Below are 24,829 nucleotides of genomic sequence, written 5' to 3'. Positions count from 1 at the left end.
AGTAGGCCGGCGATGGCCGAGGACGTACGCGAGTTCATGGCCGGGGTCGAGGCCCTGGGCATCAGGCTCTTCCTGGAGGAGGGCCGCCTCCAGTGCCGCGGGGAGCAGGTGCGGTTGACGCCCGCGCTGCTGGAGCAGGTACGGGAGCGCCGTGACGCGATCGTGGCGCACCTGCGCGCCGGGGCCGGGGCCGCGCAGGGCGGACCGCTGACCGCGGGTCAGCGCAGTCTGCTGCTGCACCAGCGGCTGACCCCGGACAGCGTCGCCTACAACCTCGCGCTGGTGGCCCGTACCGACGAGGCTCTCGACGCCGGGCGGCTCGACCGCGCGCTGCGCTCGGTCATGACCCGTCACGCGATCCTGCGGACGACCTACCGCTGGAACGACGGCGAGCCGCTGCGGTGCGTCGCGGAGGTTCCCGCGGCGGTCCTCGTCGAGGAGACCGCCGCGGCGGAGGCGGCCGAGTCCCTCGCCGAAGCCTTCGTGGACCGGCCCTTCGACCTCGAACGGGAGCTGCCGCTCCGGGCGGCCCTGGTGCGCGGCGGTCCTGACGACGCGCGCCCGGTACTGGCACTGGCGGTGCATCACATCGCAGCGGACCTGCGGTCCGTAGACGTGATCGTCGAGGAGTGGCTGGCCGCCTACCGGGCCGAGGACACCGAGGAGACGATGCCGCACGGCGTGGACTTCGCCGAGCAGACGCGCCGTGAGCAGCAGAGGCTCGCCGGTCCGGGCGCGGCGGACGCCCTGGCCTTCTGGCGCGAGGAGCTGGCCGGACTGGAGGAGGCGGAGCTGCCGTTCGACCGGCCGCGCCCCCCGGTGCAGACCTTCCGCGGCGGTCGCCACACGGTGCAGCTTGACCACCGGCTGTCGGCCGCGATCGGCCGGGTCGCCCGCGAGGCCGACGCGACACCGAACATGCTCTTCCTGTCGGCCTTCCAGGTGCTTCTGCAGAAGTACCTGGGTGCGGACGACGTCGTGGTGGGGACACCGGCCGCCAACCGGCCGACCGCCGACGTGCGGGACACGGTGGGCTTCTTCGCCGACCCGGTGGTCGTGCGCACCCGGCTCGCGGACGATCCCACCTTCCTCGCGGCGCTCGGGCGCACCCGCGGGACCCTGCTGCGGGCCCTGGACCACCCGTTCCCGTTCCCGCTGCTCGTCGAGCGCCTCAACCCGGTGCGCGATCCGCGCCGTTCCCCGTTCTTCCAGGTGATGTACGTCTGGCAGCAGACCGACCCCGACCGGCAGCCGGTCCCCCTCACGCCGCTGGCCGCCTCCGGCCAGCGCGGCGCCCCCTACGACCTGGTCCTCTCCGTCCAGCAGGTGCACGGGCGCTTCGCCTGTTCCTGGACCTACAACGTCGACCTCTTCGACCGGGCGACCGTCGAGCGGATCGCGGACGGCTACCTGGCGCTGCTCGACGCCGTCACCGCGCGCCCGGAGCGGCGGGTCTCGCAGCTTCCGGCCCTGTCCCGCGAGGCCGAGCGGGAGCTGCGCGCCGAGACCAGCGGGCCCACGGTGGACCTGGGCGAGCTGTCCTGGCTCGATCAGTTCGACGCCCAGGTGCGCCGGACCCCGGGGGCCGTCGCCCTGGTGTGCGGCGAGCGCTCGGTGACCTACCGGGAACTGGGGGACCGGGTCGACGGCATGGCCGCCGCACTGCGTGCCCGAGGGGTGCGCGAGGAGGTGCGGGTCGGTCTCTGCGCCGAGCGCTCGGTCGAGCTGGTGGTGGCCATGCTGGCCGTCGTCCGGGCCGGCGGCGCCTATCTGCCGCTGGACCCGGACTACCCGGCGGAGCGCCTCGCCCACATGGCCGAGGACGGCGGGATCGCGCTCTGCCTGGTGGACCGGACGGGCGAGCGGGCGGTCCGCGGGTGCCCCGGCGAACGCGTCGCCCTGGACACGCTCGCGCGTGAGGCCGCGGGGCTCGCGCCGACGCCGCTCGCCGCGACCCCCGAGGCGGCGCTCGCCTATGTCATCTACACCTCCGGGTCGACCGGCCGGCCCAAGGGGGTCATGGTCACGCGGCGCAACGTCACCAACCTGTTCGCGGGCCTCGACCTCGCCGTGGGCGCGCCGCCGACGGGCGCGCCGCCGACGGGCGAGCAGCCGGTCTGGCTCGCGGTCACCAGCGTCTGCTTCGACATCTCGGTCGTCGAGCTGCTGTGGACCCTGTGCCGCGGCTACCGCGTGATCGTCGAGACCGAACGATGGGCGGCGCCCGCGCGGCGGGCCGGGGCGAACGGCTCCGCCCCGGCGCGCCCGGTGGACTTCAGCCTGTTCTACTTCGCCTCCGACTCCGGCGAGCGCCGGGGGTCCGACGTCTACCGGATGCTGCTGGAAGGGGCGCGGTTCGCCGACGCCGCCGGCCTGCGTGCGGTCTGGCTCCCGGAACGGCACTTCCACGCCTTCGGCGGCGCGTTCCCGAACCCCTCGGTGCTGGCCGCCGCGGTGGCCGCGGTGACCGAGCGCGTCGCCCTGCGGGCGGGCAGCGTCGTTCTTCCGCTGCAGGATCCGCTGCGGGTCGCGGAGGAATGGGCCGCCGTCGACAACCTCTCCGACGGACGGGTGGGCCTCTCCTTCGCCTCCGGGTGGCAGCCCGACGACTTCGTGCTGGCACCGGAGAAGTTCGCCGACCGCAAGGAGCGGATGTGGCGGGACATCGAGACGGTGCGGGCCCTGTGGCGCGGTGAGAGCGTGCGGCGGGTGAACGGCGTCGGTGCCGAGGTGGAGACCGCCACCCTGCCCCGGCCCGTCCAGCCCGAACTTCCGGTCTGGGCCACCGCGGCGGGCAGCGAGGAGACGTTCCGCCAGGCGGGCGCGGCCGGCGCCAACCTGCTGACCCACCTGCTGGGGCAGAACGTCCACGAGCTGGCCCGGAAGATCGGGGTCTACCGCGCCGCGCGGGCCGCGGCGGGACACGACGAGGGCGTCGTGACCCTGATGCTCCACACCTTCGTCCACCCCGACCCGGACGTGGTCCAGGAGGCGGTCCGCGAGCCGTTCAAGAACTACCTGCGCAGCTCGATCGATCTGATGCGGGGGCTGGCCAAGGGGCTCGGCCTCGACCCGGTGGAGCACCGGGAGCTGCTCGTCGACCACGCCTACCAGCGCTTCGCGAACAGCAGCGCGCTCTTCGGCACGCCCGAGCACTGCGCTTCGCTGGTACGGGAACTGGCGGACGCGGGGGTCGACGAGATCGCCTGCCTGATCGACTTCGGGGTCGACGACGAGCAGGCGCTCGCCGCACTCGACCACGTCGTGACGGTCCGCCGCCTTCTCACCGAGGCGTCCGCGACGCTGCTGGCCGACACGCTGTCCCGGCACGGGGTGACGCACCTCCAGTGCACGCCCGCCTACGCCCGGATGCTGCTGGAGACGGCCGGGACCGGAGCCGGGTTCGGCCCGCTCCGGCACCTGCTGGTCGGCGGCGACGCGGCGCTCCCGGAGCTGGTGGAACGGCTCGGCGGCTCCGGCGTCGAGCGGATGCTCAACATGTACGGCCCGACCGAGACGACCGTCTGGTCGGCCGTGCGGACGCTGGAGGTCGACGCCTCGGGCCGGGTCACCGTCGGCGGAGCGCTGGCCAACACCACGCTGTACGTGCTGGACCGTCACCTGCGGCCGGTGCCGCCCGGGGTCGTCGGCGAGCTCTTCGTCGGCGGGACCGGTGTGGCCCGCGGCTACTGGGACCGGCCGGCGCTGACCGCCGAGCGGTTCCTGCCCGATCCCTTCGCCACGGCCGCCGGTGCGCGCATGTACCGCACCGGTGACCTGGTGCGGTCACTGGGCGGCGGCCGGCTGGAGTTCCTCGGCCGGGTGGACCACCAGATCAAGGTGCGCGGTTTCCGCGTCGAGGCCGGCGAGATCGAGGCCGTCCTCGGCGCGCACCCGGACGTGGCCGAGTGCGCCGTGAGTGCCCGGCGGGACGGTGCGGGCGACAGCAGCCTCATCGCCTTCGTCGTCCCCCGCGGCGACGCCGGGTGCGACGAGCAGGCGCTGCGCTCGCACGTGCGCGGTCTGCTGCCCGAGTACATGGTGCCCTCCAGGTTCGTGGCACGCGACGCTCTGCCCCTGACGCAGAACGGCAAGACGGACCGCGGCGCGCTGGTCCGGTCGGCCACCGAGGTCTCCTCGGCCGTGCCGGCCGGGTACGTGGGCCCGCGCGACGAGGCCGAGGGCGCGTTGCAGCGGATCTGGGCCGAACTCCTGGAACGCGACTCGGTGGGCGTGCACGAGAACTTCTTCGAGGTCGGCGGTCACTCCGTGCTCGCGGCCAGACTGCACAGCCGCATCCAGGACACGGGCCTGGGCCCGGTCGAACTCGTTGACATCTTCACCTACCCGACGATCGCCGCCCTGGCCGCCCGGCTGGGCTCCGGCGGCACGGTCGACGCCGAACGTGGGCGCGTCGACGACCGGGTCAACAAGCAGAGGGCCGCCGTCCGACGGCAGCAGCGCAGGAGGCAGAGCTCGTGAGCGAGCGCGACACCGACGACGACATCCAGCACATCGCGGTCATCGGCATGGCCGGCCGGTTCCCCGGCGCCCGGGACCCGGAGGAGTTCTGGCGCAACATCGCGGACGGCGTCGAGTCCGTCACCCGGCTGTCGGAGCAGGACCTGCTCGCCGCGGGGGTCCCGGAGCGGCGGTTCCGCGATCCGGGGTACGTCCGGGCGGCCACCGTGCTGGACGGGATGGAGCAGTTCGACGCCGGCCTGTTCGGACTGACCCCGATGGAGGCGGCCATCCTCGATCCGCAGCACCGGATGCTGCTGGAGGGCACCCAGGCGCTGTTCGACCACGCCGGCTACAACCCGGAGACGCTCGGCGCCACCACCGGGGTCTACGTCGGCGTGGGCTTCCCCTCCTACCTGGTGAACAACCTGATCGGCCGTCCGGAGCTGATCGAGCAGGTCGGCATGCAGCGGATCTTCTTCGCCACCGACAAGGGCTTCGCGCCGACCCGGATCTCGCACAAGTTCGACCTCACCGGTCCGAGCGTCGGGGTCGACACGGCCTGTTCGACCTCCCTGGTCGCGGTGCATCAGGCGGCCCGCGCGCTGCTCGGGTACGAGTGCGACCTCGCCGTCGCCGGCGGCGCGAGCGCGATCCTGCCCAGCGGGGTGGGCTACCAGTACCACGAGGGCGGCATCCATTCGCCGGACGGGCACTGCCGGGCCTTCGACGCCGCCGCCGGCGGGACCCGCTTCGGCAGCGGCATGGGCCTGGTGCTGCTGAAGCGGCTCTCCGAGGCGGTCGCCGACGGCGACCACGTCCTCGCGGTGATCCGGGGTTCGGCGGTGAACAACGACGGTGCCGCGAAGGCCGGTTTCACCGCCCCGAGCGCCACCGGGCAGGCCGCCGTCATCGCCGAGGCACTCGCCTTCGCCGACGTCGAACCGGACACGGTCGGCTACGTGGAGGCGCACGGGACCGGTACCGTGATCGGGGACCCGATCGAACTCGTCGGCCTGACAAGGGCGTTCGGGGAGCAGACCGACCGCCGCCAGTACTGCGCGATCGGCTCGCTCAAGACCAACGTCGGCCACCTCGACGTGGCGGCCGGGATCGCGGGCCTGATCAAGACCGTCCAGGCACTGCGGCACCGCGACCTTCCGCCGAGCCTGCACTTCGAGCAGCCGAACCCGGCCATCGACTTCGCCCGCAGCCCGTTCTACGTCAACACCGAGCTGCGGCCCTGGACGGCGCCGGACGGGACGCCGCGGCGCGCGGGGGTGAGCTCCTTCGGCATCGGCGGGACCAACGCCCACGTCGTACTGGAGGAGGCGCCGGTCCGTCCGGCCTCGGGGCCCTCCCGCGACGCGCAGCTCGTGGTCCTCTCCGCCCGTTCGCCCCAGGCGCTGGACCGGCTGGGCGCCGAACTGGCGGACGCCTTCCGCGCGGCCGGCGAAACGCCTCTGGCGGACCTCGCGTTCACCCTGAGCACCGGCCGCCGGGCGCACCCGCACCGGCGTGCGATCGTCTGCCGGGACCGCGCCGGGGCGATCGAGGCACTGGCCGGAGAGCGTCCCTCGGTGCCGCTGTCCGGGGTGGCCGGGACCGACGCCCCCGGCGTCGCCTTCGTGTTCCCCGGCCAGGGCGCCCAGCAGGTGCGGATGCTGGCCGGTCTCTTCGCCGACGAGCCGGTCTTCCGCGAGGTGGTGGACCGCTGCGCGGAGCACGCCGCCGACCGGCTCGGCGTGGACCTGCGCCGGGTGATCTGGCCGGACCCCGCGGACGAGGAACGCGAGCGCGCGCGGCTGGACCGGACCTGGCTGACCCAGCCCGCCCTGTTCACCGTGACGCTGGCGCTCGCCCGCCTCTGGATGGCGTGGGGTGTGCGGCCGTCGGTGCTGATCGGGCACAGCGTGGGCGAGTACGTCGCGGCGACGCTCGCCGACGTCCTCCCGTTCGAGGACGCGCTCGATCTCGTCGTCGAACGCGCGCGGCTGATGAACGAGGCGCCCGGCGGCGCCATGCTGGCGGTGTCCCTGGACGAGCGGTCGTTGCTGCCCCTGCTGGGGGACTGCTCCCTGGCGGCCGTGAACGGCCCGCAGCACTGCGTCGCCGCCGGCCCCTACCCGGCGGTCGAGGAGCTGGAGCGGCGACTGACCGCCCAGGGCGTCGAGCACCGTCGGCTGCGCACCTCGCACGCGTTCCACTCCGCGATGCTGGACCCGGTCGTGGGCCCGTTCGAGGAGCAGGTGGCCCGCTTCGACCTCAGGGCGCCGCGGATCCCCGTGGTGTCCTGCGTCACCGGCCGGGTGGCGTCGGCCGAGGAACTCGGCGCCCCGGGCTACTGGGCCGGGCAGTTGCGCGGGACGGTGCGCTTCGCCGACGCCGTCCGCACGGCCGCCGAGCAGGGCGCGGAGGTCTTCCTGGAGGTGGGCCCCGGGCGGACGCTCGGCTCGATGGTGCGCCGCGGCGGCGTTCCGGCCCACCGCGTGATCTCCTCCGCGCGCGGCGCCGACGACCCGCGGACCGACGGCGAGGCGCTGCTGGAGGCGCTCGGGGCTCTGCACTGTGCCGGCGTGCCGGTGGACTGGCAGGAGTTCTGGGCCGGACAGCGGCGGCACCGCGTGCCACTGCCAGGGTACCCCTTCGAGCGCCAGCGCCACTGGATCGAGCCCGTTCCGGCGGCCACGGAGCCGTCACCGCAGGCCGCGGTGACACCTGCCGCGAGCGAGCCGGCGGCCGCGACCGGCAGCCTGGTCCGTCACTGGACTCCCGTGCCGCGTACGGGCCTCGACGCCGCCGGATCGCAGCCGGGCGACTGGCTGGTGGTGGCCGACGACGGGCTGGGCCAGGCGCTGGCGGACCGTCTGGAGAAGGAGGGGGAGCGTGTCGTCCGGGTGCGTCGCGGTGCGGCGTTCGCCGCGCGGGACACGGACTTCGTCCTCGATCCGGCCAGCCCCCAGGACGTGGCCGCGCTGCTCGGCGCGCTGCGCCGGCGCGGAGGGCTGCCCCGCCGCATCGTGCTGGAGTGCGGACCGGGCGCGGCCGGAGCCGCTGGGGACGAACTGCGCCAGGCCGGGGTCTGGGTGGCGGAGCTGCTCGCCGGTGCCGGGGACGACGAGGTCCAGCTCGCCCTGGTGGCGCGCGGGCTGCACCGGATCGCGGCCGATGACGACCCGTCACCGAGCGCCGCGGCCCTGACCGGCTTCTGCCGCGCGATCGCGGCAGACCATCCGGAGCTGGCCGTGGTCTGCGTGGACGTGGACGACCGGCTCGCGGAGGCCGCCGACGGAATCGTCGGCGAACTCGTCGGCGGCGTCGCCGAGACCGTCGTCGCGTTCCGCGCGGGTACCCGCCACGTCGAGCGCTACGAGGAGGACCTGACGACGCGACGGGCCCCGCAGGCCCGCAACTTCGTCCTCACCGGAGGGTCCGCCGAGGTGTCCATGCTCCTCGCGCGCCGGCTGGCGCGGCACCGCCGGGCCGGGCTCACCCTGGTGGAACGGCACCCCCTGCCGCCCGAACCGCGGTGGTCCGACTGGCTCGACGAGGGAACCGGCCCCGGCCTCGCGCTCGCCGCCGTGTCCGCCGCCGGAACCCTGCCCGAGCTGGAGCGGCTCACGCCCGGCCTGTCCGCCGCCGAACACCGGCTCGCCGAGGCGGCCGGGGCCGCCTGGAACCGGGACACGGTGGGCGAAGTGCTCAACCGGCTCTGCGGCAGCCACGTGTACCGGACCCTGCGGGACGGCGGCGTCGACCTGCGGGCCGGCGTGGTGCACCGGCGCGCCGGGATAGCGGAGCGGATGCGGATCCTGCCCGCGTTCGTCAAGTTCCTCGACTTCTTCCTCCAGGTGCTGCACGAGGACGGCGTCGTCCGCTGCGAGGGGGACCGGGTCGAGGTACTGCGCGGGCCGGAGCAGGTGGAACTCCTCGACTCCGCCGCCGCCAACGCCGAGCTGCCCGGCTTCGAGCCGACGATCTCCTTCATCGAGCACTGCGTACGCAACTTCCCGGCGGCGCTGAGCGGCGACGTCGACGCCGTCGGCGTGCTCTTCCCGGACGGCGACTCCACACGGCTGGAGCAGGCGTTCCGCACCCTGCTGGACGCCAGCAACTACCGCGTCTACGCGGAGCTGACCGGGCGCCTGCTGGCCGAGCTGGCCGACGCGGTCCCGGGACGTCCGCTGCGGGTGCTCGAGGTCGGCGGCGGAAACGGCCAGTTGACCCGGATCGTGGCCGCGGCGCTGCGCGGGCGGGAGGTCGAGTACTGCTTCACCGACCTCGGCGGCTCCTTCGTCCGCCGGGCCCGGGGGTGGGCCGCCGGGTGCGGTTTCACCACCCTGGACTGCCAGGTCCTCGACATCACCCGTGACCCGGTCGAGCAGGGCCTCCAGGCGCACTCCTTCGACGCCGTCATCGGCTTCGACGTGGTCCACGCGACGCCGCGGATCGCGGACACGGTCGAGAACCTGCGCGGCCTGATCGCTCCGGGCGGTCTGCTCGGACTGGTCGAGGCCGTGGTGTCGCTGCGCTGGGTCGAACTGCTCTGGGGTCTCGCCGAGGGGTGGTGGCTGTTCGAGGACGAGGACGTCCGGAGCGGCTCGCCGCTGGTCCCGCTGGACACCTGGGACCGGGTGCTGCGGGAGCGGCCGTTCGCGGAGGTCGTCTCCTTCCCCGGCGACGAAGCCGCTCGCGGCACCACGGACTACGGCCTGGTGCTCGCCCGGCAACCCGCGACGCTCGACCCGCCCGGCCACCGGGCGCACCTCGCCCGCCGTGCCGAGGTCGTCCTGCGCACCACCCGGGAGCGCATCGGGGCCGTGCGGGAGCTGGCCGCCCTGGGCGCCGAGGTCATGGTCGTCGACGCCGATCCGACCTCGCCGGAGGACCTGTCGCGGGTCCTCTCCCGGGCCGCCGCGCGGTTCGGGCGGGTGGACGGGATCGTCCACGCGCCGGAGCTGCCGCTCGACGGCACACCGCTGCCGTGGGAACCCGCCGACCTGCCCGACCTGGCGGCCGAGCACGTCGCCGCCGCGCGGGCCCTGGTGGGCGCCGCGGCGCAGGCGGAGGTCCCGGCGCTGGCCTTCGTCTCGCCCGCACGGGCGGTCACCGGTGGCACGGGCGGTCTGCGCCCCGCGCTCGCCGGCAGCGTCTTCGACGTCTTCGCCGGTGACCGGGTCGCCGCGATCCGCTGGGACGCGGACGGGAACCCGGCCCTGCTGGAGCAGGCCCTGGACCGGCCCGGCGCGGTGCTGCTGGCCGGGACGGCCCCGGACCCCGGCACGGCCCACCGGCGCGCGAGGGCGACCCACGGGGCCGCTGAGGCGGCGCAGGCCGCAGCGGCGGACGTGGAGGAGGAGATCCTGGTCATCTGGCGGCAACTGTTCGGCACCGAGGAACTCGGCGCGCACGACGACTTCTACCGGCTGGGCGGCGATTCACTGCTGGCCACCCAGGTGATCGCCCGGATCCGCCGCCGCTTCCGCGTCGACCTGGCGGTCAAGGCACTGTTCGACGCCCCGACGGTCGCGGGCCTGGCCGAGAAGGTGCGGGCGTCGCAGTCCCAGGACGCCCACCCGGACATCCCGCTGCGGCGGGTGCCCAGGGACGAACCGGTGCCGCTCTCCTTCGGCCAGCAGTCCTTGTGGCTGGCCGAGCAGTTCCACGGCCCGAGCGCGACCTACAACATCCCCGGAGCGGTGCGCCTGCTGGGCCGGCTGGAGACCGAGCCGCTGCGGCGCGCCCTGCGGGAGGTCGTGGGACGGCACGAGGTGCTCCGCACCACCGTCCACACCGTGGACGGCTCGCCGGTGCAGCGGATCCACCAGGACGTCACGGTCGACCTGCCGGTCCGGGAGGTGGCCGAGGAGGAGATCGAGGCGCTCGCCCAGGAGCACGCGCGCACCGTCTTCGACCTGGAGCGGGGGCCGCTGATCCGGGTGGCCCTGTTGCGGGTCGCGGAGGCGGACCACGTCCTGCTGGTCAACATCCACCACATCGTCTCCGACGGCTGGTCGCTGGGCGTCCTGGTGGAGGAACTGGTGAAGCTGTACTCGGCGTTCGTGCGCGGTCGGCGGTCACCCCTCGCTCCGCTCGACCACCAGTACGCGGACTTCGCCGACTGGCAGCAGCGCTGGCTGGACGGCGAGCTGTTCGAGCGGCAACTCGCCTACTGGCGGCGCCGGCTGGCCGGCGCTCCGAAGCTCCTCGGACTGCCGACGGACCGGCCGCGGCCCGAGACGCAGCGGATCCGCAACGCGGTGCACCGCTTCGTGGTCCCGCCGGAACTCGCCGAGCGGCTCGGCGGACTCGGCCGGGACGAGGGCGCCACCCTCTTCATGGTGCTGCTCGCCGGATTCAAGGTGCTGCTGTCACGCCTGGCCCGCACCACGGACGTCTCGGTCGGCACGACGAACGCCAACCGGACCCGGGCCGTGTTCGAGCAGATGATCGGGATGTTCGTCAACAACCTGGTGCTGCGCACCGACCTGGGCGGCGACCCCACCTTCCGGGAACTGCTCGCCCGCGTCCGCGCGACGTCGGTGGACGCCTACGCGCACCAGGACCTGCCGTTCCTGACGCTCGTCGACGAACTCCGTCAGGAGCGCAGCCCGGCGCACACGCCGCTGTTCCAGGTGCTGTTCCTCCTGCAGAAGCTGAACATCACCCTCAAACTCCCGGGGATCACCGCGCGCACCGTCGAAGTCGACGCGCTGCACACGAAGTTCGACCTGACCCTGTTCATGGAGGAACAGGACCAGGGGATCGTCGGCACCTTCATCTACAACGCGGAACTCTTCGACGCCGCCACGATCGACCGGATGGCGACGCGGCTCGTGCGCGTGCTGCACGACGCCGCCGAGGCGCCGGACACCCGGATCGGCGAGCTGCGCATGGAGAACAACGACCAGGACGGGACAGGGGACATGACCGAGCGGGACTCCCGCAGCACCAGGCTCCAGTCGCTGCGCAGCGCCAAGCGCCGCTCGGTGGACGTCGGCCGGACCAGTCCGGTACGCACCGGCTTCCTGCCCGGTCTGCCGCAGGCCCCGCTCGTCCTGACGCCCGACACCGGCGTCGACCTCGCGGGGTGGCTGCGGGGCAACCGGGAGGCCGTCGACGCCCATCTGCACCAGTACGGGGCGGTGCTGCTGCGCGGCTTCCACGCCGGGTCGGTCGAGCGGTTCGAGGAGGCGGCCTCGGCGATCTGCCCGACGCTCTTCCCCGAGTACGGGGACCTGCCGCGCGAGGGCGAGTCGACCCGCGTCTACAAGTCCACGCCCTACCCGGACGACCGGTCGATCCTCTTCCACAACGAGAGCTCGCACCTGCACACCTGGCCGATGCGGCAGTTCTTCTCCTGCGTCGTGGCGGCCCGCGAGGGCGGCGAGACGCCGATCGTGGACTGCCGCCGGGTGCTCACGAGCCTGCGTCCCGAGCTGGCCGAGGAGTTCACCCGGCGCGGGCTGCGCTACGTCCGCAACTTCATCGACGGCGTGGACGTGAGCTGGTCCAGGTTCTACGGCACCGAGGACCGGGCCGAGGCGGAGCGCAGGTGCGCCGAGGCCGGCGAGGCCTTCCGCTGGCTGCCCGACGGCACCCTGCGCACCTGGCGGCGGGCCGACGCGGTGCTGACGCACCCCCGTACCGGCGAGGCGGTCTTCTTCAACCAGCTCGCCCTGCACCACCCCTCGTGCCTCGACCCGGACACCAGGCAGTCGCTGGAGGCGCTGTACGGGGAGGCCGGCCTGCCCAGGAACGTGTACTGGGGCGACGGCTCGGTCATTCCCGACGAGGTGGTCACCGAGGTCCGCGAGGTGATGGACCGGGAGGCGCTGGTCTTCACCTGGCAGGAGGGCGACGTCCTCGTCACCGACAACATGCTGGTGGCGCACGCCCGCCGGCCCTTCGTCGGGCCGCGGAAGATCGTCGTGGCGCTCGGCGACATGATGCGCGCCGACCTGCCCGCCCCCGCCGACCGCTGATCCGGATTCCGAGTACGCACCGGCCCGATGGGCTGAATATGGAGAGTCGCACACCATGAACGACGCCGAGCTCGACAGCATGGCGCAGGCCGGATTCCGCCTGGCACCGCCGCAGCTCCGGACCTGGTCGCATGCCGCCGGGAAGCGCGTACAGGTCCGCGCCCTGGTGGAGGGGAAGGTCCCGGGCGACCTGCTCCGGCGGGCGCTGGTCCTGGTGACCGGGCGTCATGAGCTGCTCCGCGCAGACCTGATCGAGGTCCCGGGACTGACGGCGCCGTTGCAGTCGGTGCGGCCGTCGGCCGAGCCCGAGTGGTACGAGGACCACCTGCCGGCCGACGCCGGGGCGGCCGCGGCCGCGGTGGAGAACACGGCCGCGGCGGACCTCGCCGAGCCGTGGACCGGAACGCTGCGGGCACGCCTGCTGGCCGGCGCGGACCACGCGGTCCTGGTGCTGACGGCCGGCGGGGTGTTCGCGGACCGCCGGTCGCTGCTCGTGGTCCTGGCGGAGCTCGCCGAGCTGCTCGACGGCCGGTCGCCGCAGGAGGAGGAGCCGATCCAGTACCTGGACGCGGCGGAGTGGCTGCACGAGCAGCTCGGGACGGACGAGTCCAGGGCCCGGATGGACGGCTGGCTCGGCCGGGAGCTGGCCCTCGCCTGGGAGTCCGCCCTGCCCTCGGAGACCGGCCCGCTCGGTGAGCCGGACCGGTTGACGCTCGGGCTGGACCCCGCGCTGTCGGCGGAGCTGGACCGGACGAGCGCCGGGATCGGCGGCAGCGCCGCCGCGGTGCTGCTCGGGGCCTGGCAGGTCCTGCTGCTCCGGCTGACCGGCCGGCCGGAGATCCTCACCGCCGTGCTGCCCGGCTCCCGAGGACTGGACGAACTGGAGGACGTGATCGGGCCGTTCGAGAGCCCGGTGCCGGTGGCGGCCACCCTGGTCGACGCGCTGCCCTTCGCCTCGCTGGTCCGCGACCTCGACCGGTTCCTGGCCGACGCTCCCGCCGAACAGTTCGCCTTCGACAGCACGCGCCTCGCCGATCCGCTCCCGTTCGGCTTCGCCTTCACCGAACTGCCCGCCACCGTGCGCGCGGGGAGCGCGCGGCTGACCGTGACCGGCGTGGGCGGCGGCCCCGACGGCGCGGCGCTGCACCTCGACGTGGTCCGGGCCGCCGACGGCGCTCTCACGGCGTCGCTCGTCCGCGACGAGCGACGCGTCTCGCACCGGCACGCGGTGCGGATCGCCGGCCAACTGGTCTCGGTGCTGCGCGAGGTCGCCGCGCGCCCGCAGGCGCCGCTCGCGGACCTCGGTCTGGCGGACGGGCCCCACCCGGGTGTTCCCGGGCACGACGGAGCCGCGCCCACGGCGGCGTCCGGCACCGCACTCGCCCACCTGCGGTTCGCGCGGGCGGCCACGGAGCGGCCCGAGGCCCTCGCGGTGGTCTGCGGCGACGAGGAGCTGACCTACGGACAGCTGGATGGCCGGGCCAACCGGCTGGCACACGCCCTGCGGACCCGCGGGGTCGGCCCGGGTGCGCCGGTCGCCCTGGTGCTGGACCGCTCCGTCGACTACGTCGTCGGTCTGCTCGCGGTCCTCAAGGCGGGCGGTGCCTTCGTGCCCGTCGACCAGGCACTCCCGGCCGCGCGCGTGCGGGGGATGCTGGAGGAGGTCCGCCCGGGGGTGCTGATCACCCACCGCGGCCGTATCGACCCCGAGACGGCCGGCCCGACGCCGGTGCTCGACCTGGACCGCGACGCCGCGGAACTGGCCGGCCTGTCCGGGACTCCGGTGGACGTGCCGGTCCGGCCGGAGCACCCCGCCTACCTGATCTTCACCTCCGGCTCGACCGGACGGGCCAAGGGCGTGGCCGTCCCGCACCGGGCCGTCTGCGCCTACCTGGACGGCGTGCTCGCGGCCCTGAACCCGCCGCGGGACGAGCTGCTGGGCACCCTGGCGACGCCCGCCGCCGACCTCGGGCACACCGCGGTCTTCGGCGCCCTGTGCACGGGCCGTCCGCTCTTCCTGGCGACGGCCGAGGAGGTCCTCGCGGCCGACGCGCTCGCCGCGCGCTTCCGCACCCGTCCGCTCGGCCTGTTGAAGATCGTGCCCTCGCACCTGGCCGCGCTGCTCGACGCGCCCGACGCCGCCGACCTGCTGCCCACCCGCTGCCTGGTGCTGGGCGGTGAGCCGGCCTCCCGGGCGCTGCTGGAGCGGATCCGCGCACTGCGCCCGGGACTTCGGGTCGTGAACCACTACGGTCCGACCGAGACCGCCGTGGGCGCGCTGGTCCATCGGGCCGCCGGGGACGAGCCGGGCCCGCTGCCCATCGGCCGGCCGCTCGCCGGCTACCGCGCCTACCTGCTCGACGCCAGGCTCCGCCCGGTGCTCCAAGGTGCCCCGGGGGAGCTGTACCTCGGCGGTCCCGGACTCGCCCTGGGCTACTGGGACCGACCGGGGACCACGGCGGAGCGCTTCCTGCCCGACCCCTTCGACGCCGGGCCCGGCGCGCGGATGTACCGGACCGGGGACCTCGTCCGGCAGCGCCCCGACGGTGCCGTGGTCTTCCTCGGCCGTACCGACCAGCAGGTGAAGATCCGCGGCCACCGGGTCGAGCCGGGCGAGGTCGAGGCCGAGCTCCGCCGCGACGAACACGTCGCCGACGCGGTGGTGACCGCCATCGGCGAGGGGGCCGAGACGCGGCTGGCGGCGTACGTCACACCGCGTCGCGGCGCCAGGATCGACACCGGTGAACTCGACCGGCAGCTACGGCTGCGGCTGCCGGACCACATGGTCCCGGCCGTGATCGTCCCGCTGCACGCCCTGCCGCTGATGCCGAACGGGAAGGTGGACCGGCGGGCCCTGCCCGCGGCGGACCCGGCCGCCTCCCGCTCCGCGTACGTCGCGCCCGAGACGGAGACCGAGGTCCAACTGGCCGCCCTGTGGGAGGAGATCCTCGGCTGCGAGCGGGTCGGCCGGGACGACTCCTTCTTCCAGACGCTCGGCGGCAACTCCCTGGACGCGACCCGGGTGGTGGCCCGGATCCGGGCCACCACCGGTATCGGCCTGCACGTCAGCGCCCTGTTCGAGGCCCCCACCGTGGGGCGGCTGGCCGCGCTGGTCGACGGCGCCCAGGCCGACGCGGACGCCGCGGCGATCCCCGTGGCCGAGCGCACCGGCCCCATGCCGCTGTCCTACGCCCAGCGCCGGCTCTGGGTACTGTCCGAGGTGGACGGCGCCGACGCCGCGTACAACATCCCGGCGGCCGTCCGCATCCACGGTGAGCTGGACGTCGAGGCCCTGGTCCGTGCCCTGCACGAGGTGGTCGACCGGCACGAGGCGCTGCGCTCCAACATCGTGCTCGTCGGCGAGACGCCCCGTCAGGTGGTCAGTGAGGCCGCGCCGTTCGAGGTGCCGCTGACCGAGGCCGCCGGGGCGGACGTGGTCCGGCAGGCGCTCGCCTTCGCGGCGCGGCCCTTCGACCTCGCGTGCGACGAGCTGCTGCGCGCCGCGCTGCTGCGGGTGGCACCGCAGGAGCACGTGCTGCTGCTCTGCCTGCACCACGTCGTCTCCGACGGATGGTCGACCGCGATTCTGTGGCGGGAGACGGTGGCCCGCTACAACGCCCGCCGCGCCGGCCTCTCCGCCTCGCTCGCCCCGCTGCCGATCCAGTACGCCGACTACGCCGTCTGGCAGAACGGCTGGCTGGAGGGCGCCGGAGTTGAGCCCCAACTGACGTACTGGACAGAGCAGTTGCGTGACCTGCCGGCGCTGCTGGAGCTGCCCACCGACCGACCGCGGCCCGCTGTCCAGGGCTACGCCGGCGCGACCGTGCCGATCGAACTCGACCCGGCGACCGTCGCCGGGCTGCGCGCGCTCGCGCACCGGCAGCAGTCGACCATGTTCATGGTGCTGCTGGCCGCCTTCAACGTGCTGCTGGCCCGGCAGAGCGGCAGCCAGGACATCGCCGTCGGCACGCCGGTGGCCAACCGCACCCGAGCCGAGGTGGAGCAGCTGATCGGCTGCTTCTTCAACACGCTGGTGATCCGCACCGACCTCACCGGCGACCCGGAGTTCACCGACCTGCTCGGCCGGGTCCGCGAGGTGGTGCTGGCCGCCCAGGCCCACCAGGACCTGCCGTTCGAGCGGCTGGTGGAGGCGCTCAACCCGCCGCGCGACGCCGGGCACTCGCCGCTGTTCCAGACGCTCTTCGTCTACCAGCCGGCCCCGGACGAGGGACTGGTGATGGACGGCGTGCGGCTGGAGCCCGTGCCGCTCGGCGGTCGGGTCGCCAAGTACGACCTCACGCTGGACCTGGTGGAGCACGCCGACGGCGTGCGGGGCCGGATCGAGTACCGGACCGACCTGTTCGACGCCGGCACCGTCCAGCGGCTGGCCGGCCACTTCCAGGAGCTGCTCGGCTCGATCGTCGGGGCCCCGCGCACGCGGATCGGTGACCTGCGCCTGCTGCCCGAGGGTGAACGTGCCTTGGTGCTGCGGGAGTTGAACGCCGGGTACCGCGCCCGTCCGGAGGCCCGGTTCGCCGCGGACGCCTTCGAGGAGCAGGCCCGGAGCCGGCCGCGGGACACCGCGCTCGTCCACGGCGGCCGCTCGCTGACCTACGAGGAGCTCGACCGCGCGGCGAACCGGTTGGCGCACGTCCTGCGGGCCGGGGGAGTGGCCGAGCACGACCTGGTGGGTCTGTGGCTGGACCGCTCGGCCGAGATGGTCGTCGCCGTGCTCGCCGTGCTCAAGGCGGGCGCCGCCTATCTCCCGCTCGACCCGGGCGCCCCGACGGCGCGCAACGCCGACCTGATCACGGACGCGCGGGTCCGTTTCGTGATCACCACCGGGGACCGGGCCGCCGACCTGCCCCCCGGGGTCGCGCTGATCGACCCCGGACAGGAGCCCGGCACGGACGACTCGGCGCCGTCGCGCCGGACCGGTCCCGAGGACCTCGCGTACGTCATCCACACCTCGGGATCGACCGGCCGCCCCAAGGGCGTGATGGTCGGTCAGCGCAACCTCGCCGGTTTCTTCGACGCCATGGACCAGCGGCTCGGCACCGACCGGCCCGGCACCGACCGGCCCGGCACCTGGCTCGCCGTCACCCGGTACACCTTCGACATCTCGGTGCTGGAGCTGCTGTGGACCCTGACCCGCGGGTTCAAGGTCGTCCTCGTCGGCGACGAGCTCGTGCTCAGTGACGGAGCCCCGCCGAGGCGCCGGGAGACGGACTTCAGCCTCTTCTACTTCGCCAGCGACGCCGGAGAGCGCGGCTCGGCGAAGTACCGCCTGCTGCTGGAGGGCGCGCGCTGGGCGGACCGGCACGGCTTCGCCGCCGTGTGGACGCCGGAGCGCCACTTCGGCACCTTCGGCGGCCTGTACCCGAATCCCGTGGTCACCGCCGCCGCGCTGGCCACCGCGACCAGCCGCATCGGCATCCGCACCGGCAGCCTGGTTCTCCCGCTGCACAACCCGATCCGGGTCGCGGAGGACTGGGCCATGATCGACAACCTCTCCGGCGGCCGGGTCGGGCTCTCGGTGGCCTCGGGCTGGCAGCCGCACGACTTCGCGCTGGCGCCGGACAACTTCGCGGACCGCAAGGAGGTCATGTTCCGCGACCTCGAAGTGGTCCGCGGACTGTGGCGGGGCGAGTCGGTGCGCACGGCCTCAGGAACCGGCGAGGAGATCGAGGTGCGCACGCTGCCGCGTCCGGTCCAGCCGGAGCTGCCGGTCTGGATCACCGCCGCCGGCAACCCCGACACCTTCCGGCGGGCCGGCGCGATCGGGGCCAACGTGCTGACCCACCTGCTCGGGCAGTCCGTCGAGGAACTGGCCCAGGCGCTGCGGGTGTACCGGGAGGCTCGCAGCGAGGCGGGCCATGCAGGCCCCGGCCACGTCACCCTGATGCTGCACACCTTCGTGTCCGGGGACGAGGACTTCGTCCGCCGGACCGTCCGCGAGCCCTTCAAGAACTACCTGCGGGAGTCCGTGGACCTGGTCCGGCCGATCGCCAGGTCCCGCGGGCTGGAGCCGGAGGACTTCGAGGAGGCCGACCTCGACGCGCTCCTCGATCACGCCTTCGACCGCTACTACGACACCAGCGGGCTCTTCGGCACCCCGGAGCGGTGTGTGGCCCTGGTCGACCGCCTGAGCGCGGCCGGCGTCGACGAGATCGCCTGCCTGATGGACTTCGGCGTCCCCACCGACGACGTGCTGGCAAGCCTCGACCACCTGGACGAACTGCGCCGACTGGTGTCGCCCGGCTCCGGGGAGGACGCCCCCGAATCCATCGCGGGACTGATCGAGCGGCACGGCGTCACCCACCTCCAGTGCACCCCTTCGCTGGCCTCCCTGCTGGTCGCCGATGAGCGGGTCAAGGCCGCGCTCGGCTCCCTGGACTGGATGCTGGTCGGCGGCGAGGCGCTGACCCCGGCCCTCGCGGCGGACCTGTCGCGGGCGGTCGGCGGGCAACTGCTCAACGTCTACGGCCCGACCGAGGCGACCATCTGGTCCACCAGCCACCTGGTGCGCGACGCCGGCGGTCCGATCGGCCGACCGCTGGCCAACACCCGGGCGTACGTGCTGGACGAACGCGGCGCCCCCGTGCCGATCGGTGTGCCCGGCGAACTCCACCTGGGCGGCGACGGCGTGGCGCTCGGCTACCTGCACCAGCCCGAGCTCACCGCGGAGCGCTTCCTCGCGGACCCCTTCGCCGCCGACCCGGCGGCGCGGATGTACCGCACCGGGGACGTCGTGCGCTACCGGGCCGACGGCGAGCTGGAGTTCATCGGCCGCCGGGACGACCAGGTGAAGATCCACGGCTTCCGGGTGGAACCGGGGGAGATCGAGGCGGCGCTGGCCGCGGCGCCGGAGGTCCGGGCCGCCGCGGTCGTCGCGGCCGACGACGGACGGGGCGGACGGCTGTTGATCGCCTACGTCGTCACCTCGGGGCCCCTGGACGCCGAGGCGCTGCGCGGGCACCTGGAGGCACGGCTGCCGAGATACATGGTGCCGGCCCGGTTCGTCGGGCTGGACGCGATGCCACTGCTGCCGAGCGGCAAGACCGACCGCCGCGCGCTGCCGGAGCCGCCCGCGGAGCAGCCCACCGCACGCTCCGCCGCGCCACGGACGGCGGCCGAGCAGATCCTCGCCGGCGTCTGGAGCGACCTGCTGCAACGCGCGGAGGTCGGCATCGAGGACAACTTCTTCGAACTCGGCGGGGACTCGATCGTCGCGATCCAGATGGTCTCGCGCGCCCGGCAGGCCGGGCTCACCCTCGCGGCCCGGGACCTGTTCCAGCACCAGACGCTCGGGGCGCTCGCCGCGGTGGCACGCCAGGGCGTGCACACCTCGGCCGAACAGGGCCCGGTCCTGGGCGAGTCGCCACTCGCCCCCATCCAGCACTGGTTCTTCGAACAGGGGCTGGCGGACGCCCACCACTACAACCAGGCCGTGCTGGCCGACGTCATCGGCGATCCGCTCGACCTCGACCTGCTGGCCCTGGCCCGTGACGCCCTGCTGCGGCACCACGACGCCCTGCGCAACCGGTTCCGCGAGGGCGAGGCCGGCTGGGAGCAGTGGACGGAGGCACCCCGGGAAGCCACGACGCCGATCGAGCACGTGGACCTGGGCGGGCTGCCCGAGCAGAGCTGGCCGCGGGAGGTCGCGGACGTCCAGGACCGCGTCCACCGCGCCCTCGACCTGGCACACGGTCCGCTGCTGCGGATGGTCTCCTTCGGCTACGGCGGCCGACGGCCCGACCAGGTCTTCACGGTGATCCACCACACGGTGGTCGACGGCGTCTCCTGGCGCGTCCTGCTGGAGGACCTGCAGCGCGCCTACCGGCTGCTGCGGGCCGGCCGGCCGGTGGAGCTGCCCGCCAAGACCACCTCGTTCCAGGAGTGGACCGGCAGGCTGGTGCGGGAGGCCGGCGCCGAGCGGACGCGCGCCGAACTCGACTACTGGGCGGACCAGATCGAGGGTCCGGCACCGGCGCTGCCGCGCGACCACGACGGCGACAACACCGAGGCGAGTGCCCGGACCGTCACCGCGGAGCTGTCCGCCGACGAGACCGACGCCCTGCTGCACGAGGTGCCCGCGGCCCACGGGGCCGACCTGCACGCGGTCCTGCTCTGCGCCGTGGCGGAGGCCTGCGCGCCGTGGACCGGCTCGCGGTCGTTGCTGCTCGACGTGGAGGGGCACGGACGCGAGGACCTCTTCGAGGACGTGGACGTCTCACGGACCGTCGGGTGGTTCACGGCGCTCTACCCGCTGCGCGTCGAACTTCCGGAGGCCCCCGACGACCGGCCGGCGGCGGTCCGCGAACAGGTGCGGCGCATCCCGCGCCGCGGGATCGGGTACGGCCTGCTGCGCCACCTGCACCAGGACGCGTCGGTCCGGGACCGCCTGGGCGGCGGACGCCGGCCCGAGATCATCTTCAACTACCTCGGCCAGGCGGACAGCTCCAGGAGCGAGGACGCGCTGCTGGCCCTCGCCCCCGCGGCCGTTGGCGCGCCGCACGCGCCCGCGCAGCGGCGACGGCACCTGCTCAACGTCAACGGCCTCGTGGCGAACGGTCGGCTTCGCGTCGACTTCACCTTCAGCGAGGCCGTGCACCGTCCGGAGACGATCCGGGCCCTCGCCGACCGGTTCGGCGCATCGCTGCGCCGACGGGTCGAGGACTGCCGCGCCGGACGCGTGCGGCTCACCCCCTCCGACTTCCCCGACATCGATCTGACGCAGGAGTCGTTGGACGAGCTGCTCGGCGAACTGCGCGACCAGGAAGGAGAGCTGGCTTGAGCCGGCCCGACGACGTAGAGGCGATCTACCCGCTCTCACCGCTCCAGCACGCGATGCTGCTCCGGTCCCGGCTGGCTCCGGGGAGCGGGGTGTACGTCCTGCAACTGTCGTTCGACATCCTCGGGGAGTTCGACGCGGGGGCGTTCCGGCGGGCCTGGGAGCAGGTCACCGCCCGGCACGCCGTGCACCGGACCTGCTTCCTGCGCCTGGACCAGGAACAGCCCCTCCAGATCGTGCGCCGGACGGTGGAACTGCCCTGGCGGGAGGAGGACTGGAGCGACCTCCCGGACGCCGAGCAGGAGACCCGGTTCGCCGCGCTGCTGGAGGCGGACCGCGCGGAGGACTTCGTGCCCGAGCGGGCCCCGCTGCTGCGCTGCCTGCTGGTGCGACTGGCCGGGGACCGGCACCGCTTCCTGTGGACCCGTCACCATGCCGTCTCCGACGGCTGGTCCATGCCCACCGTGCTCTCCGAGGTCGTCCGCTGCTACCAGGCGGACCGGGCGGAGGAGGAGCCCGGTTTCGGGCCGGTGACCCAGTACCGCGACTACATCGCCTGGCTCCGGGCGCGGGAGGCGACCGCGACGGAGGAGTACTGGCGCCGTTCGCTCGCCGGGGTGAGCGGACCCACACAGCTCGGCATCGACCGGCCGCGCGCCCACGGCACCGCCGAGCAGGGACCGGGCGGGCAGCAGCGGGTGCTGCTGAGCGAGGAGACCACGGCCGCGCTGCTCGCCGCCGCCCGCCGTGAGCGGATCACACTCAACACCTACGTCCAGGGCGCGTGGGCCCTGCTGCTCAGCCGCTACAGCGGTGAGCGCGACGTCCTGCTCGCGGCGATCACGTCGGGGCGCCCGCCGTCCCTGCCCGGCATGGAGTCCGCGGTCGGGTGCTTCCTGAACACGCTGCCCGTGCGTGTCGCGGTCGACGACCGGGCCGCGGTCGCCGACTGGCTGCGCGGCCTGCAGACCGCACAGGTGGAGCGCGAGGAGCACGGCCACGCGTCCCTCGCGCAGATCCGGCGCTGGGCGGGTCTGCCGGGTGACCTCGCGTTGGCGGACACGCTGGTGGTCTTCGAGAACTTCCCGCTGGCGCCGGCGCTGGCGGCCAAGGACGGACCGATCCGCGTCGAGGCGATCCGCATGGCGGAGCGGACCAGCTTCCCGCTCACCCTCACGGTCGCCCCGGGCGACCGCATGTCGCTGCAACTGGGCTACGACGAGGACCGGTTCGACGCGGATGCGGTCGGGCGCATGCTCGGGCACTACACGACGCTGCTCACCGCGCTGGCGGCCCCGCCGGCCCGGGTCGGGGACCTGACCGTGGTCGGTCCGGCCGAGCGGGCGGCGCTTGCGGCACAGGCCGCGGGCCCCCGCCTGGCGCTGCCGACGGCCGGTTCCGGCGGGGTGCACCGGTTGTTCGAGGCGCGGGTGGCAGCGACTCCCGGCGCGACGGCACTGATCGCGGGGGAGGCGCGCCGCTCGTACGCGGAGCTGGACGCGCGCGCCGACCGGATCGCGGGGCGGCTGTACGCGGCCGGTGTGGCCGCGGGCGACCACGTGGGCGTGTGCCTGGAGCGCACGGCCGACCTGCCCGCCGCGCTGCTGGCGGCCTGGAAGGTCGGGGCGGCGTATGTGCCGCTGGACCCGGCGTACCCCGCGGCGCGGGTACGGCACATCCTGGCGGACGCGGCTCCCGCGGTGGTCCTGGCCCAGGAGTCGACCCGCGCGCTGTCGGCCGGCACCGCGATTCCGGTCCTGCTGCTCGACGGCCCCGACGAGGGCCCGGACGCCGACCCGGCCGCCCCGTTCGTCCCCGTGGACGTGGCCGACGACGCGGTGGCCGTGACGATCTACACCTCGGGCTCGACCGGCACGCCCAAGGGCGTGCTGATCACCCATCGCAACATTCGCGCGCTGCTCGCCTGGGCGGCGGGGGTCTACTCGGCCGAGGAGCTCTCCGGAACGCTCGCCTCGACGTCGATCTGCTTCGACCTCTCCGTCTTCGAGCTCTTCGTGCCGCTCACCACCGGGGCCACCGTGGTCCTCGCGGACAACGCCCTGCTGCTGCCCTCGTTGCCGGCGAGGGACGAGGTGACGCTGGTCAACACCGTCCCGTCGGCGCTCGACACGCTCCTGCGGCTCGGCGCGCTGCCGGCCCGCGTCGCCGTGGTCAACCTCGCCGGGGAGCCGCTCCCGCGGGACCTGGTGGACCGGCTGTACCGACAGCCGGGGATCCGCAAGGTGTACAACCTCTACGGGCCCTCGGAGGACACCGTCTACTCGACGTTCGCCCTGGTCCCGGACGACGGCAGCAAGCCCCTGATCGGGCGGCCCGTCGCCAACGCGCAGGCGTACGTCCTCGACTCCCGGCTGCGGCCGGTGCCGGTCGGCGTCGCCGGCGAGCTGTTCCTCGGCGGCGAGGGCGTCTCCCGCGGCTACCACGACCGCCCCGCGCTCACCGCGGGCCGCTACCTGCCGGACCCGTTCGGCGGGCGCCCCGGCGCCCGGCTCTACCGGACCGGGGACGTGGTGCGCCGTCTGCCCGACGGCGGGCTCGACTACCTCGGCAGGACCGACCACCAGGTCAAGCTGCGCGGTTTCCGGATCGAGCTCGGCGAGATCGAGGCGGCCCTGCGAGCGCTGCCGGGCGTGCGGGACGCGGTGGCCGTGGTGCGCGGCGACGCGCCCGGAGGCAAGCGGCTGGTGGCCTACGTGGTCACCGAGCCGGGGCCCGGCTTCGACCCGTCGGAGACGGTGCGGGCGCTGCGTTCCACCCTCCCCGGCCACCTGCTGCCGTCGGCCTTCGTCGAGCTGGCCGGGATCCCGCTCACCCCGAACGGGAAGGTCGACCGCGAGGCGCTGCCGGCTCCCGAGCCCGTGCTGTCCCGGCGGGCCTACCGGGCGCCCGTGAGCGAGACGGAGCGGACCGTCGCCGCCGTCTGGACCTCGGTGCTGGGTGTGCCGAGCCCGGGGATCGACGACGGCTTCTTCGAACTCGGCGGCGATTCGCTGCTGCTGGCCCGCGTGTTCGGCGATCTGAAGTCCCGCTACCCGGGGGGCGTGCTGATGACCGACCTGTTCCGCTATCCGACCATCGCCGAGCTCGCCCGCCACATCGAAGGCGTCGAGGAGCGGCCCGCCTTCACCGGCGTACGGAGCCGGCTGGAACGTCGCCTGGCCGCCCGGGGCGCCGGGGCCGACGCTCCGACGGACTCCACGGCGGACTGAGCGGCCGGCTGGGCGGGGCGGCGGGACCCTCGTACCGGGGAATCAACGCACGAGGCGGGGGCGGGACCGGACACCAAGTCCGGTCCCGCCCCCGCCTCGTGCGCGTTCCGCCCGCCGCGGACAACCGCTCAGTGCGCCGCGGCGCCGCGCAGCGACAGCGGCCTCATGTCCGTCCAGTTCGCGTCGACCCAGGCCAGGCAGTCCGTGCGGGAACCGGCGACCCCGGTGTCCCGCCAGCCGGCCGGGCTCTGCTGGTCGGCGAACCAGATCGAGTACTGCTCCTCGTCGTTCACCACGACCTTGTAGCCCGCGCCGGACTCGTCGTCGTCCGTCATGGCTCTCCCTCCTCGTTCTCGTGT

The 24,829-nt window shown here is 74.3% G+C and carries 5 protein-coding genes; 4 read left to right on the top strand and 1 reads right to left on the bottom strand.

Annotation, left to right across the window (positions count from 1 at the left end):
- Nucleotides 1-12 precede the first annotated feature (12 nt).
- From OHT01_RS06525 to OHT01_RS06510, 4 genes are read left to right on the top strand one after another with little or no spacing between them, the layout of a single operon-like run.
- The gene (locus tag OHT01_RS06525) at nucleotides 13-4,482 is read left to right on the top strand and encodes a MupA/Atu3671 family FMN-dependent luciferase-like monooxygenase (RefSeq protein WP_328552166.1); all 4,470 of its coding nucleotides are present in this window, start codon (nucleotides 13-15) and stop codon (nucleotides 4,480-4,482) included.
- The gene (locus OHT01_RS06520; protein WP_328552165.1) at nucleotides 4,479-12,446 is read left to right on the top strand and encodes a polyketide synthase; all 7,968 of its coding nucleotides are present in this window, start codon (nucleotides 4,479-4,481) and stop codon (nucleotides 12,444-12,446) included. The genes OHT01_RS06525 and OHT01_RS06520 overlap by 4 nt, the downstream gene beginning before the upstream one ends.
- Before the next feature lie 55 nt (nucleotides 12,447-12,501).
- Nucleotides 12,502-21,243: a non-ribosomal peptide synthetase gene (locus tag OHT01_RS06515; RefSeq protein WP_328552164.1), complete on the top strand. Its 8,742-nt coding sequence runs from the start codon at nucleotides 12,502-12,504 to the stop codon at nucleotides 21,241-21,243.
- Entirely contained in the window at nucleotides 21,240-24,470 is a 3,231-nt protein-coding gene (locus OHT01_RS06510; protein WP_328552163.1) for an amino acid adenylation domain-containing protein, read from the top strand. Before OHT01_RS06515 ends, OHT01_RS06510 begins: the two co-directional genes overlap by 4 nt.
- Before the next feature lie 128 nt (nucleotides 24,471-24,598).
- Here the strand turns inward: OHT01_RS06510 and OHT01_RS06505 are convergent, their stop codons facing one another.
- Nucleotides 24,599-24,805, bottom strand: coding sequence for an MbtH family protein (locus OHT01_RS06505; protein WP_328552162.1), 207 nt, complete (start codon nucleotides 24,803-24,805; stop codon nucleotides 24,599-24,601).
- Between the last annotated feature and the right edge of the window lie 24 nt (nucleotides 24,806-24,829).

The sequence above is a fragment of the Streptomyces sp. NBC_00358 genome (genome assembly GCF_036099295.1).
Taxonomy (GTDB): Bacteria; Actinomycetota; Actinomycetes; order Streptomycetales; family Streptomycetaceae; genus Streptomyces.
The sequence above is the reverse complement of the archived record's forward strand: the minus strand, read 5'-3'. Positions and strand labels throughout refer to the sequence as shown.